Raw genomic sequence first — 21,005 nt, forward strand, 5'->3', positions numbered from 1 at the left:
GTTAGAAACAGCCGACATAGCGGCGGCTATAGAAGCGGATGGATAGCTATATCAGTTGGTGTAAAAGAATAGTTCAACTTATATAGAACAAAAAGCAATAAAAGCAATAAAAGCAAAATGCACTTTTCATATAAGGGAGTGTGGGCCATGAATTCAAAGTTTTCACCAGCATCAGCGGATTGGATTAAAACGGCGGCAGAGGTTAGCCCATCCGAGCGTCAAATGCGATGGCAGGAGATGGAGTTTTATGCTTTTATCCATTTTACCGTGAACACATTTACGGATCGGGAGTGGGGGACGGGTGAGGAAGACCCGGCGATCTTTAACCCTACTGAACTACATGCAGGACAATGGGTAGAGGCATGTAAGGATGCAGGCATGAAAGGATTAATTTTAACGTGCAAGCACCATGACGGATTCTGTCTATGGCCCAGCCGTTATACAGATCATACGGTCGCAGCAAGTCCATGGCGAAATGGATCTGGTGATCTGGTTCGAGAAGTTGCGGATGCCTGTCGTGACGCCGGGTTGAAATTCGGGGTGTATCTCTCACCCTGGGATCGCCATGAAGCATGTTATGGGGATTCGGAGCGGTATAATGCCTTTTTCCTTCATCAATTGCGCGAACTGCTGACGAACTACGGTGATATTTTCTGTGTCTGGTTTGATGGAGCGTGCGGCGAAGGGTCAAATGGGAAAAGGCAGGTCTATGACTGGGACGCCTATTACGCGCTCATTCGTGAGCTCCAGCCAGAAGCGGTCATTTCGGTTTGTGGCCCAGACGTACGCTGGTGTGGCAATGAGGCAGGACATACGCGCGAATCGGAATGGAGCGTTGTACCGGCGCATATGCAGGATAATGAGAAGATTCAGGAGCAGTCGCAACAGGTGGATGATGGAGCGTTTGCGAGGAAAATCAATACACAGGACCGTGATCTGGGGAGTCGGAGCGTTATCCGTGATTATGCAGATCAGCTGGTGTGGTATCCTGCCGAGGTGAATACTTCGATACGTCCGGGCTGGTTCTATCATGCGAGTGAGGATGATCAGGTCAAAACGCTGGAGGAACTGCTTTCCGTTTATTACGGCGTCGTGGGCGGCAACGCCTGTTTTTTGCTTAACCTGCCACCAGACACGCGTGGTCGGATTCATGAAAATGATGTCCAGCGTCTGAGCGAGTTAGGTTTGGCGCTGCGTACCACGTTCAGTGAAGACTTGGCGCAAGGCGCACAGGCAAAGGCTTCGGAGACGATGGATGAAGCGCATGATGCTTCACAAGTGCTAAATTCGGATGGAGAGCGCAAACCAAAAGCGTATTGGTGCCCACGCGAAGGAACAGAGCAGGCGTGGATTGAATTGATTTTGCCGGAAGAAAAGACCTTCGACCGTGTGATGTTGATGGAACATATCGGATCGGGTCAGCGGATTGAACGGTTTACTCTGGAAGTATGTAGTGACGATGGTCGATGGCATGACATATATGCCGGAACGGTGGTGGGGTATAAGCGGATTTGCTGTTTTCCAAAAGTGACTGCACGCCGGGTTCGAGTAACCATTCAGGAGTCCAGATGGTTCCCGACGTTATCTAGATTCAGTTTATTTTACAGTGAACGGGAGGACATGTGAGATGGCAGTACTGACGGCTCAGGGGTCACAATTCATACTGGATGGGGAACCGATTCAGATTCTATCAGGAGCCATTCATTATTTTCGAGTCGTGCCCAAGTATTGGGAGGATCGGCTGCTGAAGCTGAAGGCCTGCGGATTCAATACGGTGGAGACCTATGTGCCATGGAATGTGCATGAGCCGCAGCCAGGAGAGTATTGTTTTGAAGGCATGGCGGATGTGGAGAAATTTATTCGACTTGCGGGGAGCTTGGGGCTGCATGTGATCGTTCGTCCAAGTCCTTACATCTGTGCGGAGTGGGAATTTGGCGGATTGCCTTCCTGGCTGCTTGCAGATGACCATCTGCGGCTTCGTTGCAGTGATTCGGCGTTTCTGGCGCATGTGGATCGGTATTACGATGTGCTTTTACCCACATTAAAACCCCTTCTGAGCACCTCTGGCGGACCCATTATTGCATTGCAGATTGAAAATGAATACGGCAGCTTCGGAAACGATGCGAGTTATCTGCAATATTTGCGAGATGGCATGGTGAGGCGGGGCATGGATGTGCTCCTGTTCACCTCGGATGGGCCAACCGATCATATGCTACAGGCTGGTTCCGTGCCAGGACACTTGGCAACAGTTAATTTTGGGTCGGGGACCGAGTGGGCGTTTGCCAAGCTGCGTGAATATCAAGCAGAGGAACCGCTTATGTGTATGGAGTTTTGGAATGGCTGGTTCGATCACTGGGGCGAATCTCATCACACTCGGGAAGCGGAAGATGTAGCTAAAGTGCTGGAGGAAATGTTAGAAGCAGGCGCTTCGGTGAACTTCTACATGTTCCATGGCGGTACGAATTTTGCATTTTATAATGGGGCGAACTGTCAGCAAAAGGATCAATACGAACCAACCATTACAAGTTACGACTATGACTCTCTGCTTAGTGAATCGGGTGAGCCAACAGCGAAATTTCATGCAGTAAGGGAGGTTATCTCGCGGTATAGCCTTTCTAAAAAACAGGATCATGGCTCTGAGCCGGGAGATTTAGTTTTACCAGAACCTATAGGAACGGCTGCTTACGGCAGGATCGAGATGAGGCAACATGCTAGTTTGCTTCAACAACTGAATGCACTGGCTATTCCAATGCACCGTACAAACCCGGAGCCGATGGAGAAGCTGGGGCAGGATTATGGGTTTATCAGCTACCAGACGCGGATATCCGGGCCAAGAGAGCGGCAGGAGTTGGTCGTTCAGGAGGTTCGTGATCGGGCAATGGTGTTTGTAGATGGCCTTTTACAGGGAGTACTGGAACGTGGGAATCCCACGGCGACAACGATATCCTTTGAAGTACCCGCGGAAGGCACGGAGTTGCTCATTCTCGTTGAGAATATGGGGCGAATCAATTATGGTCCGTACCTGAGAGATCCGAAGGGAATTACGGAGGGTGTGCGGCATGGATTTCAGTTTTTATACGATTGGACGATTCATTGTTTGCCGATGACCGATCTTTCGGGTTTATCTTTTGCTGTGCTGTCTGAGCTTGAGAGTAGCGTAAGAACAGTAACAGAGGAGCCATTTTTTTATCGAGGAAGTCTTCATATTGAAGATGTGTTGGATATAAAGGATACTTTTCTTCGTCTGGACGGCTGGACAAAAGGGGTTGCATTTGTAAACGGATTCAATCTGGGGCGCTACTGGAATAAAGGCCCGCAACAGACGTTGTATGTCCCTGCGCCTCTTCTCCGTCTGGGGGAGAACGAGATCATTATATTTGAGCTTCATGGGACGGCAGATGCCGCCGTCATGTTCGTGGATCAGCCGGATTTGGGCTAGAAAAGGAAAATCGGTGAGCCATGCGATTATTGGCAATTGCTCTATGGACTGGAACAAGGTATACGTTGGGTATGGACACCCATCACAGGAGAGGGAGAGGATGAGGAAGATGAAAGTTGGACTCAGCACATACAGTTTGCAGCAAGCGTTGGATCGTAAGGAGCTGACTGTGCCGGATGCCGTTCGGTGGATTGCGGAGCAGGGCGGGCAGCATGTGGAGATTGTACCGATGGGCTTCAGTTTGATTGATGATCCAGCGTTAATTGAGGAAATCAAAGCTACGGCTCGGGAGTTTGGTATCGACATCTCCAATTATGCCATTGGTGCGAACTTTGCGGTTCAGGAGAGCGACGAGACGTTGGAAGAAGAAATTCAGAGTGTTATGCGCCATGTAGATGTCGCCGCTGCCCTGGGTGTGAAACGGATGCGCCACGATGTGGCTTTCCGGCCTGCACCGGAGGGAACTGTAGCACAGTTTGAAGCCGACCTGCCCGTACTCGTCAAAGCCTGTCAGCGAATTGCCGACTATGCCGCAGGCTTTGGCATTACAACAAGTGTGGAGAACCACGGATATTATGTGCAATCGAGCGAGCGGATTCAGCGGCTGTTACATGAGACGGGTCGGGAAAATTTCAAAACGACGCTGGATATCGGGAATTTTCTCTGTGTGGATGAAGATCCGGTGAGTGCGGTGAAAAATAACATTGCTCACGCGTCTATCGTTCACGCCAAAGACTTCTACTGGCGTCCTTCCACCCGGAATCCCGGCGAAGGCTGGTTCCAGACTTCCCATGGCAATTATCTGCGTGGTGCTATCGTGGGCCATGGTGATATCGACATGCCTGAAGTGTTCCGTGTGATGAAGCGGTCCGGTTACGACGGATATATCTCGGTTGAATTCGAAGGCATGGAGGATTGCCGAACCGCCTCGCGCATTGCAATGGATAACGTGCGCCGTTTGTGGGATGAGGCGTGACAATATGTAGTTATGTGCCTTGCTATGATCTGGGATCGCTATGCAATCCCGTGTCGATTGGTTTAGTGCTATGAGGTGCAGTGTAGTGTAGGGAGTAACATGGCGTACGTTTAAATAGAGTTCATCCAAAAATCGGCTGTATGAAAGTAGCCGCAGTAAACTGATTTTTCAAAATTTAACGGTTATAAGCTTGATTTGCGGATCGTAAGACTTTTATTTCAAAGATGGCTCTGAAGAGCTGAACGGTATTCATTTCATTTTTAACACTGGAGGGGTAGTGAAATGTCCAAATTAAAAGTTGCCGTCATCGGTGCCGGTTCGATATCCGATTGCCACCTGCAAGCGTATGCCAGTAATCCGGAAGTAGAGATTTATGCGATCTGTGATCTGAACGAAACGCGTGCCGCCGATGTGGCGAAGCAGTATGGAGCAACCCATGTGTTTACGGACTATAGAGACTTGCTCGCTCTGCCGGAAATCGATTCGGTTAGCATCTGTACCTGGAATGATTCGCACGCGGAGATCAGTATTGCTGCGCTTGATGCGGGCAAAAACGTGCTCTGCGAGAAACCCCTCTGCCAGACGGTGGAGGAAGCACTTGAGGTAGAAAAAGCCGTCCATCGCAGTGGGAAGCTGCTGCAAGTTGGTTTTGTTCGCCGCTATAGTGACAATGCTCAGATTTTGAAAAAGTTCATCGACGAAGGTGAACTTGGCGAAATCTATTATGCCAAAGCCTCCAGTCTGCGCCGTCTGGGCAACCCGGGTGGCTGGTTTGCGGATAAAAGTCGCTCTGGCGGCGGCCCGTTAATTGATATCGGCGTACATGTCATCGACATTTGCTGGTATCTGATGGGTAGACCGAAGGTGAAATCCGTTTCCGCTAACGTCTCCAATCGTCTCGGCAACCGGGCTAACATTCGCAATCTTTCGTTTTATAAGGCCGCCGATTACGATGCGGAACAGAACACCGTGGAAGATATGGCGAATGCATTGATCCGTTTTGAAAATGGGGCAAGCTTGCTGGTTGACGTTAGTTTCACTCTCCATGCCAAAGCTGATGAAACAGCAGTTAAGCTATACGGCGACAAAGGCGGAGCCGAGCTGGAGCCCGAGATTTCAATTATTGGCGAGAAGTTCGATACCATTCTGAATATGACACCGCAGGTCGATTTCAAATCCTTTGACTTCATGGGTTCGTTCCGCAATGAAATCAACCACTTTATCGATAGCACGCAGGGCCGAAAAGAAACCCTCAGCCCCGTCGAAGACGGCGTGGAAGTCATGAAAATGCTGTGCGCCATCTACGAATCCGCACGCGAGGGCAAGGAAATCACGTTGTAATTCACACTTGAAACGGAGTGCCCCAGTGTAAATCCGCCAATGATCTTCAGTCATTTGTTCTACCCAAAACGGAGGAATAAGTACCCCGACGTAACCAAGTTACCCCATCGACGAGGTGAAACCGTCTTGGGCCGCTGTAAAAACCTCTATTTACACCAAAACGGAGAGGTCAGAAATAAGCCGAAGAAGCGAAGCGTGCGCCTTTATCCCCGGATTTCCCAATAGGGAAATAGTTCAAAGAAATCCGGGGGTAACCAGCGATCGAAAGATGGTACTGCAATCAGAGTGCCCCAGTGTAAATCCACCAGTGATCTTAAGTCATTTGTTCTACCCAAAACGGAGGGAAAAGTAACCCGACGTACCCAAGTTACCCCATCGACGAGGTGAAACCGTCTTGGCCCGTTGTAAAAATCCATTTACACGTGAAACGGAGAGTGCAGAACCAATCTGGAGAAGCGGAGCGCTCGCCTTTACCACCGGATTTCCCCATCAGGGAAATAGTTCGAAGAAATCCGGGGGTAACAGCGATCGAAAGATGGTACTGCAATCGGAGTGGCCTAGTGTAAATCTCAACTCGTTACAACGTCAGAAATTTCAACTAAAGGAGATGCTTTATTTTGACTCAAACCAATCCCCCCCTGCCAGAGCAGGAAGAGCACATCGTTGAAGCAGGCGTGCACAACTTTAGCAAAGAAGACGAATGGGTAAAGCCGGATGATCCACTGCTACTAGAGCGGCTGGAGTGGTTCAAAGATCAGAAGCTCGGTTTGATGATGCACTGGGGACCATACTCGCAGCTCGGCTTGGTGGAATCATGGGCGCTGAGTGATGAGGATGGCGACTGGTCACGGGATGATGTGGACTGGACGGACGATATGGAGGACTTCAAGCGTGAATATTTTGACCTGAACAAAACCTTCAATCCGATCCGGTTCCAGCCCGAGGAATGGGCACAGATGGCCGCCGACAACGGCTTCAAATACTTCCTGTTTACGACCAAGCACCATGACGGTTTCTGCATGTGGGATACCAAAACAACCGATTACCGGATTACGGGCAAAGATACGCCGTTTCACACGCACAAATATGCCGATATCTGCCGTACGCTATTCGACGCGTTCCGAGCGAAGGGACTTGGCATCTCGGCGTATTTCTCCAAAGCAGACTGGCACACCCCTTATTACTGGGCACCGGGCATGGAGCGTGGACGGCATATGTGGCGCGGGCCTTCCTATGATCCGCACAAGTATCCCTGGATGTGGGAAAGGTTCGTGGAGTTCACTCATGAGCAGATCATGGAACTGCTGACGAACTATGGACGGATCGAGTGCCTGTGGCTCGATGCAGGCTGGGTACGTGAAGGCCGCCACGGTCAGGATATCCGTCTTGGCGAAGTGGTCGAGCGGGCGAGAAAGAGCACGCAGCCTTGGCTTCTGTCCGCAGATCGCACTGTAGGCGGGCCGTATGAAAACATCGTCACTCCAGAGCAGACGATCCCGGAGCATCCGATGAATATCCCGTGGGAGAGCTGTATTACCGTCGGGCACTCCTTTGCTTTTGGCTTCGATGATCAGTATAAATCAGGCCGGCAGCTTGCACATATTTTGCTCGAGGTGGTATCCAAAGGCGGGAATCTGGCACTGAATGTCGGGCCGCAGCCGGACGGACGTCTACCCAAAGGGGCCATTCGAGGCATCCAGGGACTCGGCGAATGGCTGAACACACACGGCGAGGGCATTTATGGCACCCGCATTTGCGCACCGTTTTACACGAAGGACTGGGCATTTACACAGAAAGAAGACGTGCACACCGTCTATGCCTTCCGCATGTATCGCAACGAGAGCGAGACCCCGGAAGAGCGACTGATCATTCCTTATGTGGAAAAGGTAGAGCGTATTGAACTCATCGGTACGAATGACGTACTTTCGTTTCAGCAGACCGAAGAAGGGCTGCTCGTGGAGTTGCCACGATCCGCTACAAGCAACCAAGCACCGATCACTCATACATTTAGATTGATCACCAAATCATAAAAATGCATGTCAATTCCGGGGGAGATATCAGGGCCTCCGGAATTTTATTTTTTATACATAGAACATACAGAATCCCAAAGAACATGGCTTTAAACACTTGCTGCACAAGGGTTTTTAGAATAAAGAGAGGTCGGAGAAAATTGCAAATTGATCAATAAGTCCCCGGCAAGGTACTATCAAATTAAGAAAGCGCTACCTGATATGATTGTTAACATTGATTGGATTCAAGGCAACAAATGAGCATCGAAAATGAACGTTTAAGAGATGTAAATGTAATGTATTATTACACTTGAGGCTGAGAAGGAGTGACGCAAATGAGTCGAGGTACAGATAGCATACCTGCGAACATAGAGCTGCAGCAATTACGTCAGACAGCGCCCAAGAAGCAGCATCCGTTTATCAAAAGCTTCAAAAAGCACTGGGAGCTGTACCTGCTTGTGCTACCTCCGGTGTTGTATCTATTGATCTTCAAATACATCCCGATGGTGGGCGTGCAGATTGCCTTCAAAGATTTCAGCGTGGTCAAAGGCATCTGGGGTAGCCCATGGGTGGGACTCAAACATTTTGAAGCCTTCTTTAATTCCCCAAACTTCTGGCTGCTGATCAAGAACACCATTGGCATCAGCTTTTATTCCCTCATTGCCGGTTTCCCTATACCGATCTTGCTCGCCTTGGCGCTGAACGAGATTCGAACGGGTTACTTTAAAAAGACCGTACAGATGGTCACGTATGCACCGCATTTTATCTCCACCGTTGTCATGGTATCCATCATCATTCTGATGCTCTCGCCACATGTAGGCGTCGTAGACAAGTTATTTACCTGGCTGGGTTTCCCGATGACCAACTTTATGGGCATTCCCGAATATTTCAAATCGATCTATGTCTGGTCCGGGGTATGGCAGGGCATGGGGTACTCCTCCATTATCTACATCGCGGCCTTGGCGGGAGTTGATCCATCCCTGTACGAAGCGGCCAAGATGGACGGTGCCTCAAGATTGCGGAAAATCTGGCATATCGACCTTCCGACCCTTGTTCCGGTCACCGTAATCATGTTGATTCTAAGTCTGGGCAGCATTATGGGCGTAGGTTTCGAGAAAATTTATCTTATGCAAAATCCGCTGAATACAAGTGCTTCGGAGGTCATCTCCACGTACGTGTACAAGGTCGGTCTGATCGGAGCGAATTTCAGCTTCTCCGCGGCTGTCGGATTCTTTAACTCCATCATTAACCTGATTCTGCTGGTCATCGTCAATAGCATTTCACGCAAAGTATCCGAGAACAGCTTGTGGTAAAGGAGGAGCATGTCCATGTTTAATCTGATCAATCGGAACCGAATCAAAGACCCCATTGGCGACCGTATTTTCATGACCATCAACTATATCTTTCTGATTGCCATTCTGTTAACGGTGTTCTACCCGCTCTTGTACATTGTCAGTTCCTCATTCAGCTCGTCACGTGCCGTAACATCCGGCCAGGTGTGGCTGTTCCCGGTTGATTTCAACATCAAGGCATACATCTCCATTTTCAAAAGCCAACAGCTCATGCTCGGGTTTTACAACACGATCATCTACACCGTGGTTGGTACGTTCATAAACGTCGCTCTGACGGTTATGCTAGCCTACCCGCTCTCCCGTAAGTCGTTCTATGGAAGGGGAGCGATCATTATCTTCATGATGATTACGATGTTTTTTGACGGGGGTCTGATTCCGACCTACCTGCTGATGAAAGACCTGCATCTGCTGGATACCCGCTGGGCGATGTGGCTGCCCGGAGCGCTTGCCGTGTTCCAGGTCATCGTTGCTCGCACCTTCTTCCAGTCGTCGATCCCCGAGGAACTTGGTGAAGCTGCCGAGATGGACGGGTGCCGGGATATTCGCTACCTGATCAGCGTGGTGCTGCCGCTCTCCAAACCGATTCTGGCGGTCATGACCCTGATGTACGCAGTAGGCCACTGGAATGCATACTTTGATGCACTCATTTACCTCCGTTCAGAGAAACTGTTCCCATTACAATATGTGCTTCGCAACTTGTTAATTCTGAATGCGGCTGACCCGGCCATGCTTGCGAATACAAGCCAGCAGATGCGAGATCAAGGGTTTGAGCAGGTGCTGAAATATGCGCTGATTGTGGTCGCAAGTATTCCGATTCTGATTATGTATCCGTTTGTGCAAAAACACTTCGTCAAAGGGGTTATGGTCGGTTCACTTAAAGGATAGATGGTAGCCGGTTTATGAAAGGAGGTGGGGGCACACGCCGGCTATATCAACCCGATAACTTAACCAGAGGTTTGCCGTTATGAACAAAAAGGAGGAGTCAGTTTGAGAAAATCCTGGATTTCAATTTTGTGTCTGGTCTTAGCTTCGATAACGATATTATCTGCATGCAGTTCATCTGAAAAAGTGGGTACAGGTAGCGAGGGGAGCGGCGAGAGCGGCGGCCCGGTGACGATGACTTTTTTTGCCCCACAAGGTAAAGCACCGATGGAAGACAATGAATTCACCAAGTTTATCGAAAAAAAGTTCAACGTGACCTTGAAATGGGATCTGGCCCCGACAGACGCTTTGCAGGATCGCAGACAATTGCTGCTAGCCAGCGGGGATTATCCTGAAGTATTCCTGCACGGTAAATTCACCACCTCGGATCTTCAAACCTATGGTAAACAAGGCGTGTTCCTCCCGCTTCAAGACCTGATCAAGCAATACGGCCCGAACCTCACCAAAGTGATGGAAGAGAAGCCTTATTTCAAGGATGCCATAACGGCACCGGACGGTAACATCTATGCATTGCCTATTTTCAATGAATGTTACCACTGTACGTATGCGCAGAAGTATTGGATCAACCAAGAGTGGCTGGATAAGGTGGGGCTGAAAATGCCAACGACGACAGATGAACTGTATACCGTTCTAAAGGCGTTCAAAACCCAAGACCCGAACGGCAACGGCAAAGCCGATGAGATTCCGCTCACAGGTGCACCGAACAAATATGTGTGGAACGGCAACATCGATGCCTATCTGATGAACAGCTTCATATACAACGATAACGATAAATACCTGATCGTGAACGATGGCAAGGTGAGTTTTGCCGCCAACCAGGAGGGATGGAAGAAAGGGCTGGAGTACATGCACAAGCTGTACGCGGATGGCCTGATCGACCCGGCTTCCTTCACACAGAATGACCAGGCGATTGGTCAACTGGGGAACAAAGAAGGAGACGAAGTAGTTGGTTCCATTACAACGGCACTAGTGAGCTATCTGGTGAACACATATGACAAAAAAATTACCCGTCACCAGCACTGGGAGATCGTGCCCCCACTCAAAGGCCCGGATGGTGTGCAGACGACTGGAGCAACGCAAAGTGTAGGTGAGTTTGAGTTTGCTATCACCAACAAAGCGACCGAAGCACAACAGATCGCAGCGATCAAAATTGTAGATTACATGTTCAGTGAAGAAGGTGCACTCTACGCAGAGTACGGCCCAACGGAAGGAAAGGGCTGGAAGAAAGCAGGCCCGGATGAGAAAAACATCAACGGCGAACCTGCCAAATACAGCTATTACAACCTGCCTGAACGTGATCCGAACGTGGTTGTGAACGAGAGCTGGTCACAGATCGGTGCGCATGATTTGTCCAATACGTTCCGTAATCTGTTTGCAGAGGGTCAAGACCCACTGTCTGCTGAAGGATACGGTACAAGGCTTGCTCAAGCGACGAAAGTATATGCTCCATACGCTCCCAAAGAGGTATATCCTGCCAACGTATTTATTCGTCCAGAAGATACCGAGACAGCAGCTCAACTGACCACCGCGATCAAAGATTATGTGCAGACGAATATGGCTCAGTTCATCATTGGCAGCAAGAGCATTGATAAGGACTGGGATTCATACGTCAAAGGTTTCGATGGGCTTGGATTAAGCAATTATCTGGATATCTATCAGCGTGCAATTGAGAAAAAGTGATGCAAAAGGACTGTCCCGCCTGTCACCCGTGACCGGGGCAGTCTTCTCCTATGACAACCCCACGTCATTCGATATAATGAACGCATAATTATGAAAATTTTGTGAACAGAGGCAAGGTGCAAGTGGTTTGTCGTCATGCAACATGAAATGGATTGGTGGGGGGCGCGGAGATGAACAACAATTGGTTCAGACGTTTGCTGTTATCATATTTGCCTATTTTTTTTATTGTGACGACGATTTTATTTTTTATTTTCTTTCAGGTATTCAATGAGCAGAACCGAAGGGAAGCGCTCAAGGCTAATGAATTTTTGGCTTCACAGGTGACACAGTATCTGGATAACTCTTTGCGGTCCATTGATTTCAAGGTACTGCGCGAGATTTTGACCAACTCGAATCTGAAAAATTATTTCTCGGTATCTGGCAGCGAGGATGTCTATGCCGGCATTCAGGCCGTTAAGGTTATCGATGAATTGAAGATAGAATACCCGCTGATCGACTCGATCTACCTGGTCAGATACAGCGATAACACCGTTTTTAGCAATGGCAAGGCCGTTCCAAGCAACGAATTCCCCGATGCAGCCTTTATCGCAGACAGCCGGACGAAGGATGAGCAGAAGTGGGTCGGCGCACGGTCATTCAAGGCGTTTCCTTCCCAATCGGCGGAGCAGGTCATTACGATTGTGCGAAATGTCGGGAACGGCAGAGGTCTTGTAGTGACCAACGTGGAGTTGAATACGCTGCAAAAGTCCATTATGCAGATGTACGACCCTGAATTTACGTTTGTGAACATCTACAACCGATCCGGGGGGAGTCTTTGGCATGGGGGTACGCCTGATGCTGAGATGCTTGCTTCCAAGCCAGCTTCCGCTTCGGGAGAGGTTTTCTCTGAATTCACATCCAGCTATAGTGGCTGGAAGGTGCAGACGGGGCTAAATAACGGGAAAATCATCAAGTTTACGTTGCAATTTTATAATATCTGGTTTATTTTCGCGGTCGCTGTTGTACTGATTGGAGTTGTATGGGTCGTTTATGTGACGCGTAGAAACTATAAACCGATCCAGCAGATTGTTACCCTGATTCAGACGGTCTCCTCACAGAAACCGTCTGCACTGAACTATGGCAAGGAGAATGAATTCCGTTTCATTCATACCACGCTGGAGCGCATGATCGACCAGACGAAGCAATATCAGGAGGAGCATGAAGAGAATCTGATTTTGCAGAAGAAGGTCTTCTTTCAGGAACTGCTGGAAGGTACGCGGGATTACACATGTCATGAGTTATCTGCGGAGATGAGCAAGTTCAAGCTACCGGAATTAGAGCATCGCTGGGCGGTGATGGTGGTGGAGATGGATCGATACGACGTGTTTGTGGATGAGTATCATCAGCAGGATCAAGCTCTCCTGAAATTTGTGCTGTCGAGTATTTTGCAAGAAAGTGCAAGGCAAGAAGGAACCGAGGTATGGGCAGAGTGGGTCTCGAGTCAGCGATTGTATGCCATCCTCTGGCTGCCTGAGGCGGAACAGTCCGAAGAGACAGAGCAACGCTTGCTCAGTGGTTATCTGGATCAGGTGGGTCAGTATTTGAATTTTACCGTAACCATTGGTGTGGGCCGGGTTGCTGTGGATATTCGCGGGCTTCGAGCTTCGCTTAAAGAGGCTGTGCATGCCCTGGAGTACAAGGCGGTTCTGGGCACCAATCAGATCATACCGTGCGGAGATGTACCGAGTTCGACGAATGATGTGTATGAGTTTCTTAAGACCATCTCCTTGCTCGTGCAGGCGATGCGGCTGTCAGACGATGTTTGGGAACAGCATTTTGAACGGCTGTTTAAGCAGATTCGTCAGTCTGTTCTGTCTCGTCAGGAGATTATGAACACGGTTCAGCTGTTATTCCAACATTATAATCGTGAATTTGCCGAGCTTCCTCGTGAATATCAGGAGTCATGGGCGACGATATTTACGCCATTGTTGCCACGGCTGGAAGGTTGGGAGACGCTGGATGACCTGCGCGAGCTGTGCCTGGAAGGGTTCCGTGAACTGGCGGAGCAGATGGAGACACTGCAATGCTCTCGTAAACATCGGTCACATATTCTGGAGATTCGCAAATATATCGAAGAGCATTACAACAATCCTGATCTGTCGCTGAATTACCTTAGTGATCTGTTCGATATCAATCCGAAGTATCTGAGCAAACTTTTCAAAGATGAGATCGGGGAGAAATTCGTGGATCTGCTCATTAGTCACCGGATCGAAAAAGCAAAACAACTCATGCAACAGACGGACAAAGCAATTCAGGAGATCAGTGAGGAAGTGGGATATACCAACTACAATTCCTTCAACCGCGCTTTTAAAAATGTCGTCGGCATGGCTCCAAGTGACTATCGCAAGGCGATGTAAGCTCCACGTATGACCAACTCACAGGCAGGAGGAGAATGTGCACATGCAAACGCAAACGGGCTACAAAGATGCATCACTTCCCATTCAGGAGCGGGTACGGGATCTGCTCGAACGAATGACAACCGCAGAGAAGATTGGACAGTTAATCCAGCCTATGGGGTGGAAAACGTACAAGAAAGCGGCAGACGGTACGGTACAGGTAACCGAAGAATTCGAGGCAGACATGGCGCAGGGTGGTGTCGGCTCCTTGTATGGTGTACTCAGGGCTGATCCATGGACAGAAGTTACTTTGGATACAGGGCTGACGCCACGGCAAGGAGCGGTGGCCACGAATGTGATTCAGCAATATGCGATAGAGCATTCCCGATTAGGGATTCCGATTCTGTTCGGAGAAGAATGTTCCCACGGGCATATGGCCATTGGTGCAACGGTCTTTCCTGTGCCTTTAACGGTAGGGAGCACATGGAATACCGATCTATATCGCAGGATGTGCGAGGCGATCGCTGTGGAAACCCGGAGTCAGGGCGGCGCAGCTACGTATTCTCCAGTGCTGGATGTTGTGCGTGACCCGAGATGGGGACGGACGGAGGAATGTTTTGCCGAAGACGCTTATCTGATCGGGCAGTTTGCCGTAGAAGCCATCTATGGATTGCAGGGAGAGCGTCTTAATTCAGACCGGACGGTGATAGCGACACTTAAACATTTTGCAGCGTACGGCAGTTCAGAGGGAGGACGCAACGCGGCGCCAGTGCATATGGGAATGCGTGAGTTGCACGAAATCGACTTGCTGCCGTTCAAACAAGCGGTGGAAGCCGGAGCCTGCTCGGTCATGACGGCCTATAACGAGATCGATGGCGTGCCGTGTACATCCAGTACGTACCTGCTGCATGATCTTTTGCGGAAAGAGTGGGGTTTTGACGGATTTGTCATTACCGATTTTGGGGCGATCCAGATGCTAGTGAACGGACACAATACGGCAGAGAATGGAGAGCAAGCCGTGGCCCAGTCCCTGCTGGCAGGTGTAGATATGGAGATGTCTGGATTCATGTACCGCAAACATCTGGCACAAGCGCTTGAACAGGGTTTACTGGAAGAGGCAGAACTAAATTTGGCGGTGCGACGGGTATTGGAGATGAAATTCAGGCTCGGTTTGTTTGAGCAGCCGTATGTTGATCCTGATTTTGCAGAAAAGGTTATCGGGTGTGAGGAACATGTTCGGCTCGCACGGGAGGTGGCACAAGAGGGAATTGTCCTGTTGAAAAATGAAGGCCATGTGCTTCCGCTTGCTACTCAGGGAATCAAACTGGCTGTGATCGGGCCGAACGCCAACCATATCTATAACCAGCTTGGAGATTATACCTCTCCGCAGCCAAGAGAGCAGATTGTGACGGTGCTGGATGGTATTACGCGCAAACTCGGTGGGACCGATTCTGCTCAGGTGCTGTATGCACCCGGATGTAGGATCAAGGGTGATTCGAGAGAAGGTTTTGCGCAGGCGCTGGCATGTGCGGAGCAGGCCGATGTCATCGTTATGGTGATGGGTGGATCGAGTGCGCGTGATTTTGGCGAAGGTACAATTGATCTGCGAACAGGGGCATCCGTGGTAACCGATGATCCGTGGAATGACATGGAGTGCGGGGAAGGTATTGACCGTTCTTCGTTGAACCTGATGGGTGTGCAGCTAGAACTGGTGCAGGAAATACATAAGCTGGGGAAACCGGTCGTTGTGGTGTATATTAACGGGCGCCCTATTGCCGAACCGTGGATCGACGAGCACATTCCAGCCATTCTGGAAGCATGGTATCCGGGGCAGGAAGGGGGCAATGCCATCGCCGATGTACTGTTTGGGGATGTGAATCCATCGGGGCGACTGACCGTATCCATTCCCAAACATGAAGGTCAGCTTCCCGTGTACTATCATGCGAAACGGACGCGCGGCAAACGGTATTTGGAGATGGATCTAACGCCGCAATATGCTTTCGGACATGGGCTTAGTTACACGGACTTCAAGTACGACAATGTACGAGTGACACCGGAAGTGATTGGCCCGAACGAGGAGGCACAGGTGCAGGTCGAAGTGACGAATGTGGGTGCTGTGGCAGGCAAAGAGGTCTTGCAGCTGTACATTAGCGATGTGACGGCTTCCGTTACCCGGGCTGAAATTGCCCTGAAGGGTTTTAGCAAAATCCATCTGGAGCCAGGAGAGACCCGAACGGTAACGTTTCCTGTGCAAAAAGAACATCTCGCACTGATCGACTCTCATCTCCAGTCTGTGGTGGAACCGGGTGAGTTCAAGCTGATGGTCGGACGCAGCTCTGTGGACTGGACGGCTTGCAGTCTGCATGTACAACAGGTGGAGGTGAAGGTATGATCCGAATGCAGCGGTTTATCGAAGATTTGAAGCAGAAGCAGTGGTTGGAAGTCGTTGAGCTTCCCGAGTGGCAGATGCAGCGAGCACGATATATTCGGCCGGGAGAATACGAGTATGAGCAAGAATATGCACATGAGCAGGAATATGCGCATGGTCAAGAGCGCGCATCTGAACAGGAAGGGCACGAGGCGATCCAGCATTCCCTGAATCCGTTGAACAGCAAGCACGGAACGACGTATTTTCTGAGCAAAAGAGTGCAGATTCCTGAAACGTGGCAGGGTGAGGCTATCGGATTCATTTTTGAAGCGGGTGGGGAAGGGTTGATGAAGGTCAACGGTGTTCCGTATCACGGTCTGGATCGTAATCATACCTTCGTACCTCTTCCAAGAGAACGTGTGGGAATCTCGCCACAGCTGGAGATCGAGCTGTATGACCCCATCCCTGAACCGCATGATCCCTTGAATCGGCAAGCGGTAATTCAGCCCCCGATTCAGGGGATACGAGCGGCGCTGGTGCATGTGAATCAACCGTTGCAGAGCCTGATGTACAGCATAATGGTACTTTCAGAATCGCTGCAGGCTTTACCGGAGAAGGATTTGAAACGCACAACATGGGTTCGGGCTGTCCATCAGGTGATGGATGAGATGCACCATGATCCGGGACGCTGGCAGGATGGTGTGTGGCTGCATGAGCTGGAGCAGAGAATCGCCCAGACCGTCGAGCGGGAAGACCCGGAGCAGCATCGAAGCGGGTTTATGCATCTGGTTGGACAGTCTCATATTGATGTGGCTTGGCTCTGGCCTGTGCGGGAAACCGTGCGCAAATCGAGCCGAACGTTCTCTACGATGTGTACGCTTATGGACACATACCCGGATTTTGTGTACTCCCAGAGCCAGCCTCAACTATATGCTTTTGTTAAGGAGCATTATCCTGAGCTGTATGAAAGGGTGAAGGCACGAATTGCTGAAGGACGTTGGGAACTTGTTGGTGGCATGTGGGTGGAGCCAGATCTGAATATCCCAAGTGGTGAGTCCCTGGTGCGGCAGATTTTGTACGGACAGCAGTTCTATCAGTCGGAGTTTGGCAAACGTTCGAGCATTGAATGGCTGCCGGATACGTTTGGATATTGTGCTTCACTGCCTCAGATTCTGAGGCTTGCCGACATTCCTTATTTTATGACGACCAAACTAAACTGGAATGATACGAATGTGTTTCCGTATGATCTGTTCGACTGGGTGGGGATTGACGGTACCTCCGTGCTGTCTTACCTGAATCATGGTGTAAACGAACATACGCGTCCCAAAGATGTGCATGAACACTGGCAGTCCTACAAGCAAAAAGACGTTCATGCAGAGCAGATGTTGCTTTATGGACACGGCGATGGTGGCGGCGGTGTGACGAACGAAATGGTGGAGTTTGCGGAGCGTTCTCACCTGATGGCAGGGCAGCCGATCAGTCAATTCAGCACGGCGGGCGCCTTTTTTGAAGGCATTGCAGCGAGTAAGCCAACACTGCCGAAGTGGCATGGTGATCTATATCTGGAGCTGCATCGCGGCACATATACAACCCATGCACGGAATAAACGCAGCAACCGTAAGGCCGAGGTACTCTATCGCGAAGCAGAAATCTGGAGCCAGTGGGATCAGAATCACGGCCGAATGTTGGATCGCAAGGAAGTGCTTGAAGAAGGCTGGAAGCTGATCATGTTGAATCAGTTCCATGATATTATTCCGGGTACATCGATTCCCGAAGTGTATGTAACTTCTGCTGAGGAGTATACGAAGGTGTTTGCGCTTGGTGATGAAGTGTTACAGGGGTCACTCGATGCGCTCACGGATAACATTGCAACGAATGAAGTATCAGGTAAGCCGTACGTTGTATTCAACAGTCTTGGCTGGGAGCGGAGTGAAGTGATCTGTATCGCAGGGGATACAGATTGGGAGGGCTTGGCGGCGTATGATCGCTATGGAAATCGTTTGATTAGCGAGGTAGAGCGGGAAGAGCAAGAAAATAGGGTTAGATTGCATGTTCTTGTTCCTTCGATTCCTGCCTTTGGGTATATCACCATATGGTTGCGCGAGACAAAAGAAGAAGTAGAACGATATTCAAAAGAAGAAATAGCAGTAACTGTAGAACAGGGAGCGGATAGCGCATTAGGAGCAACAGGTGAGGGCGACATTCCAGTAGGGAAAAGAACAACAAATGCAGATCTAGAAGTGAGTTCAGCGATCCAAAAGACAGCTAAGCTTGAGCAGATACCTGCATGTTGGGAAACCGAGTTCTATTTGCTCGAATTCAACGACTTGGGTGAGATCACAAGATGGTATGACAAGACGGTAGAGCGTGAATGGTTGAGGCCGGGCGATCGAGCAAATGAGTGGCAGTTTTTCCACGACAAACCGACGTACTGGGATGCATGGGATATAGACCCAAGATTTGAATCTCAGCGGGCGAGTGCTGTGCAGCTGATCTCCAGAGAGATTGTTCAGCGCGGCCCTGTGCAGGATGTACTGCGTTTCCGCTGGAAGCTGAATGAATCCGAGATTAGCCAGGATGTAATTTTGTTTCATCACCAGCGGCGCGTTGATTTTAAAACTCGGGTAGACTGGAATGAAAGTCACAAGCTGCTCAAGGTGGCGTTCCCGGCAGATTTGGTGGCGGCTAAAGCAACCTATGAGATTCCGTTTGGTGCCTTAGAGCGGGCAACGCATAACAATACAAGTTGGGAACGGGCGCAGTTTGAGGTGTGCGGGCATCGCTGGGCTGATCTCTCGGAGGGCAATAGTGGTATCAGTTTGCTGAATGACTGCAAGTATGGCTACGACATTAAGGATCGCACGATTCGTCTTTCACTTTTGCGAGCACCAAAATGGCCTGATGTACATGCCGATCAAGGACAGCATGCATTCACATATTCGGTACTGCCACATGCAGGAGACTGGCGTCAGGCAAATGTGGTGCAACGTGCGATGGAACTGAATCATCCGGTCCAGGTGATTGCACCCACACCACATGGAGGCGCAAAACCCTCGGAACACAGCTGGGTTCAGTTCCACAGTGAACATGTTATTTTGGATACGATTAAGGCATCGGAAGATGGAACGGGAACGGTACTGCGTTTCTACGAATCAAGCGGAGGCCGGGAAACGGTACAGGTGCAGTGGAATGAACGAAACGTGAGTGCTTCGATCATTAATCTGCTGGAAGATGAGCTTGCCCCGCTCACTTGCGAGGGTGGAGTGTTTAAACTGACGTTTAAGCCCTATGAAATCAAGTCGGTAAAGCTTGTGCCATCAAGGTGATACGATATAAGTTGAACTATTCATGTACACTATAACGGAGAGGACAGAAAAAACCTGAAAAAGCCAAGCTACAAGCTTTCTGTAAGAAAGCTGCATCGGAAGCATAGGCTTCGCCTTTATCACCGGATTTTCCCCTTTGGAAAAGGGAATCAAAAAAATCTGGGGATAACAGCGATTGGAAGGTTATTCTGTCATCGGAGTGTTCCGTGTAAAAAACCTTTAGTTCAACTTATATAGCTTGATTTTTGAATTCACGGATGCACGATGGATTGAAACGTCAAAGAGCAGCATAACTCATCTAATCTCATGGGAGGTACGACATGAAATTAACCAATAAGATTGGTGTAATTGTGGACAGTTTTGGCGTAGGTGTGCGGGAAGGGCTGTTGAAAGCCAAGGATGCAGGTGCAGAAGGCGTACAGATCTATGCGGTGAAGGGGGAGATGGACCCGGAAAATCTGTCGCTAGCGGCTCGTAAAGAGCTTCGTAGTTATATAGATGGTCTCGGTCTTGAGATCTCGGCATTGGTTGGTGATCTGGGCGGTCACGGCTTTCAGGTCAAGGAAGACAATGCTTGGAAAGTGGAAAAGTCTAAACGAATTGTTGATCTTGCTCTCGATCTGGGCACAAATATTGTGACCACACATATCGGTATTGTTCCACATGATCCTTCTTCCGAAGTATACGAAACACTGCATGTGGCCTGTGAAGAACTGGGACAGTACGCCAAAAGTGTCGGAGCCTACTTTGCGATCGAGACGGGGCCGGAAACGGCTGCTGATCTGAAAAGTTTCTTGGATACCCTCTCCACGAACGGGGTATCGGTCAATTTTGACCCGGCAAACATGGTGATGGTGACAGGGGATGATCCGGTACAGGGTGTTAAGCTACTCAAGGATTATATCGTGCATACACATGTGAAGGATGGCTTGCGTCTGAAAGAGGTCGATCCACGGGACGTGTACGGTGCTGTGGGTTACGCTCCGATGGATCATGAGAAAATTGCCGAAATGGTAGCTTCCGGCGCCTTTTTCCGCGAAGTGCCACTGGGCGAGGGAGCTGTTGATTTTGATGCGTATTTTGCCGCGCTGCAGGAGATTGGTTATACAGGGTATCTAACCATTGAGCGCGAAGTAGGAGATCAACCGGAATTGGATATTCGCAAAGCCGTGCAGTTCATCAAACAATATCGATAGG

Annotated in this window: 12 protein-coding genes; all 12 read left to right on the forward strand. The window is 49.7% G+C overall.

Annotated elements, in window-relative coordinates:
• Positions 1-147: 147 nt before the first annotated feature.
• The 12 genes from M3629_RS24310 to M3629_RS24365 all read left to right on the forward strand — a co-directional run bounded on the left by M3629_RS24310 (position 148) and on the right by M3629_RS24365 (position 21,004).
• Positions 148-1,626 carry an alpha-L-fucosidase gene (locus M3629_RS24310; RefSeq protein ID WP_251510992.1) on the forward strand — a complete coding sequence of 493 codons (1,479 nt, stop codon included), beginning with the start codon at positions 148-150 and terminating at the stop codon, positions 1,624-1,626.
• A 1-nt stretch (position 1,627) separates the two neighbouring features.
• Positions 1,628-3,439: a glycoside hydrolase family 35 protein gene (locus M3629_RS24315; RefSeq protein ID WP_251510993.1), complete on the forward strand. Its 1,812-nt coding sequence runs from the start codon at positions 1,628-1,630 to the stop codon at positions 3,437-3,439.
• A gap of 109 nt (positions 3,440-3,548) precedes the next feature.
• Positions 3,549-4,415, forward strand: coding sequence for a sugar phosphate isomerase/epimerase family protein (locus M3629_RS24320; RefSeq protein ID WP_251511044.1), 867 nt, complete (start codon positions 3,549-3,551; stop codon positions 4,413-4,415).
• 282 nt (positions 4,416-4,697) lie between these two features.
• Positions 4,698-5,756 carry a Gfo/Idh/MocA family protein gene (locus tag M3629_RS24325; RefSeq protein WP_251510994.1) on the forward strand — a complete coding sequence of 353 codons (1,059 nt, stop codon included), beginning with the start codon at positions 4,698-4,700 and terminating at the stop codon, positions 5,754-5,756.
• Positions 5,757-6,373: 617 nt separating this feature from the next.
• Complete coding sequence (locus M3629_RS24330) at positions 6,374-7,786, forward strand: alpha-L-fucosidase (RefSeq protein ID WP_251510995.1); 1,413 nt, start codon at positions 6,374-6,376, stop codon at positions 7,784-7,786.
• A 314-nt stretch (positions 7,787-8,100) separates the two neighbouring features.
• Positions 8,101-9,078, forward strand: coding sequence for an ABC transporter permease (locus M3629_RS24335; protein WP_154891520.1), 978 nt, complete (start codon positions 8,101-8,103; stop codon positions 9,076-9,078).
• A 15-nt stretch (positions 9,079-9,093) separates the two neighbouring features.
• Positions 9,094-10,002 carry a carbohydrate ABC transporter permease gene (locus M3629_RS24340; RefSeq protein WP_090924237.1) on the forward strand — a complete coding sequence of 303 codons (909 nt, stop codon included), beginning with the start codon at positions 9,094-9,096 and terminating at the stop codon, positions 10,000-10,002.
• Between the two features lie 102 nt (positions 10,003-10,104).
• Complete coding sequence (locus tag M3629_RS24345) at positions 10,105-11,739, forward strand: ABC transporter substrate-binding protein (protein ID WP_251510996.1); 1,635 nt, start codon at positions 10,105-10,107, stop codon at positions 11,737-11,739.
• Positions 11,740-11,909: 170 nt separating this feature from the next.
• Complete coding sequence (locus M3629_RS24350; protein ID WP_251510997.1) at positions 11,910-14,135, forward strand: helix-turn-helix domain-containing protein; 2,226 nt, start codon at positions 11,910-11,912, stop codon at positions 14,133-14,135.
• 43 nt (positions 14,136-14,178) lie between these two features.
• Entirely contained in the window at positions 14,179-16,506 is a 2,328-nt protein-coding gene (locus tag M3629_RS24355; protein ID WP_251510998.1) for a glycoside hydrolase family 3 N-terminal domain-containing protein, read from the forward strand.
• Complete coding sequence (locus M3629_RS24360; RefSeq protein ID WP_251511000.1) at positions 16,503-19,808, forward strand: alpha-mannosidase; 3,306 nt, start codon at positions 16,503-16,505, stop codon at positions 19,806-19,808. Before M3629_RS24355 ends, M3629_RS24360 begins: the two co-directional genes overlap by 4 nt.
• 320 nt (positions 19,809-20,128) lie before the next feature.
• Positions 20,129-21,004, forward strand: a complete 876-nt coding sequence (locus M3629_RS24365) for a sugar phosphate isomerase/epimerase family protein (RefSeq protein ID WP_251511001.1) — start codon at positions 20,129-20,131, stop codon at positions 21,002-21,004.
• Position 21,005: the final 1 nt, after the last annotated feature.

It is taken from the genome of Paenibacillus polysaccharolyticus, assembly GCF_023714295.1.
Classification (GTDB): domain Bacteria; phylum Bacillota; class Bacilli; order Paenibacillales; family Paenibacillaceae; genus Paenibacillus; species Paenibacillus polysaccharolyticus_A.

What these genes read in the sequence shown, in the direction of transcription:
- M3629_RS24350 (WP_251510997.1), top strand. Translation starts at nt 11,910, where the DNA reads ATGAACAACAATTGGTTCAGACGTTTGCTGTTATCATATTTGCCTATT.
- M3629_RS24360 (WP_251511000.1), top strand. Translation starts at nt 16,503, where the DNA reads ATGATCCGAATGCAGCGGTTTATCGAAGATTTGAAGCAGAAGCAGTGG.
- M3629_RS24310 (WP_251510992.1), top strand. Translation starts at nt 148, where the DNA reads ATGAATTCAAAGTTTTCACCAGCATCAGCGGATTGGATTAAAACGGCG.
- M3629_RS24365 (WP_251511001.1), top strand. Translation starts at nt 20,129, where the DNA reads ATGAAATTAACCAATAAGATTGGTGTAATTGTGGACAGTTTTGGCGTA.
- M3629_RS24320 (WP_251511044.1), top strand. Translation starts at nt 3,549, where the DNA reads ATGAAAGTTGGACTCAGCACATACAGTTTGCAGCAAGCGTTGGATCGT.
- M3629_RS24315 (WP_251510993.1), top strand. Translation starts at nt 1,628, where the DNA reads ATGGCAGTACTGACGGCTCAGGGGTCACAATTCATACTGGATGGGGAA.
- M3629_RS24335 (WP_154891520.1), top strand. Translation starts at nt 8,101, where the DNA reads ATGAGTCGAGGTACAGATAGCATACCTGCGAACATAGAGCTGCAGCAA.
- M3629_RS24355 (WP_251510998.1), top strand. Translation starts at nt 14,179, where the DNA reads ATGCAAACGCAAACGGGCTACAAAGATGCATCACTTCCCATTCAGGAG.
- M3629_RS24325 (WP_251510994.1), top strand. Translation starts at nt 4,698, where the DNA reads ATGTCCAAATTAAAAGTTGCCGTCATCGGTGCCGGTTCGATATCCGAT.
- M3629_RS24340 (WP_090924237.1), top strand. Translation starts at nt 9,094, where the DNA reads ATGTTTAATCTGATCAATCGGAACCGAATCAAAGACCCCATTGGCGAC.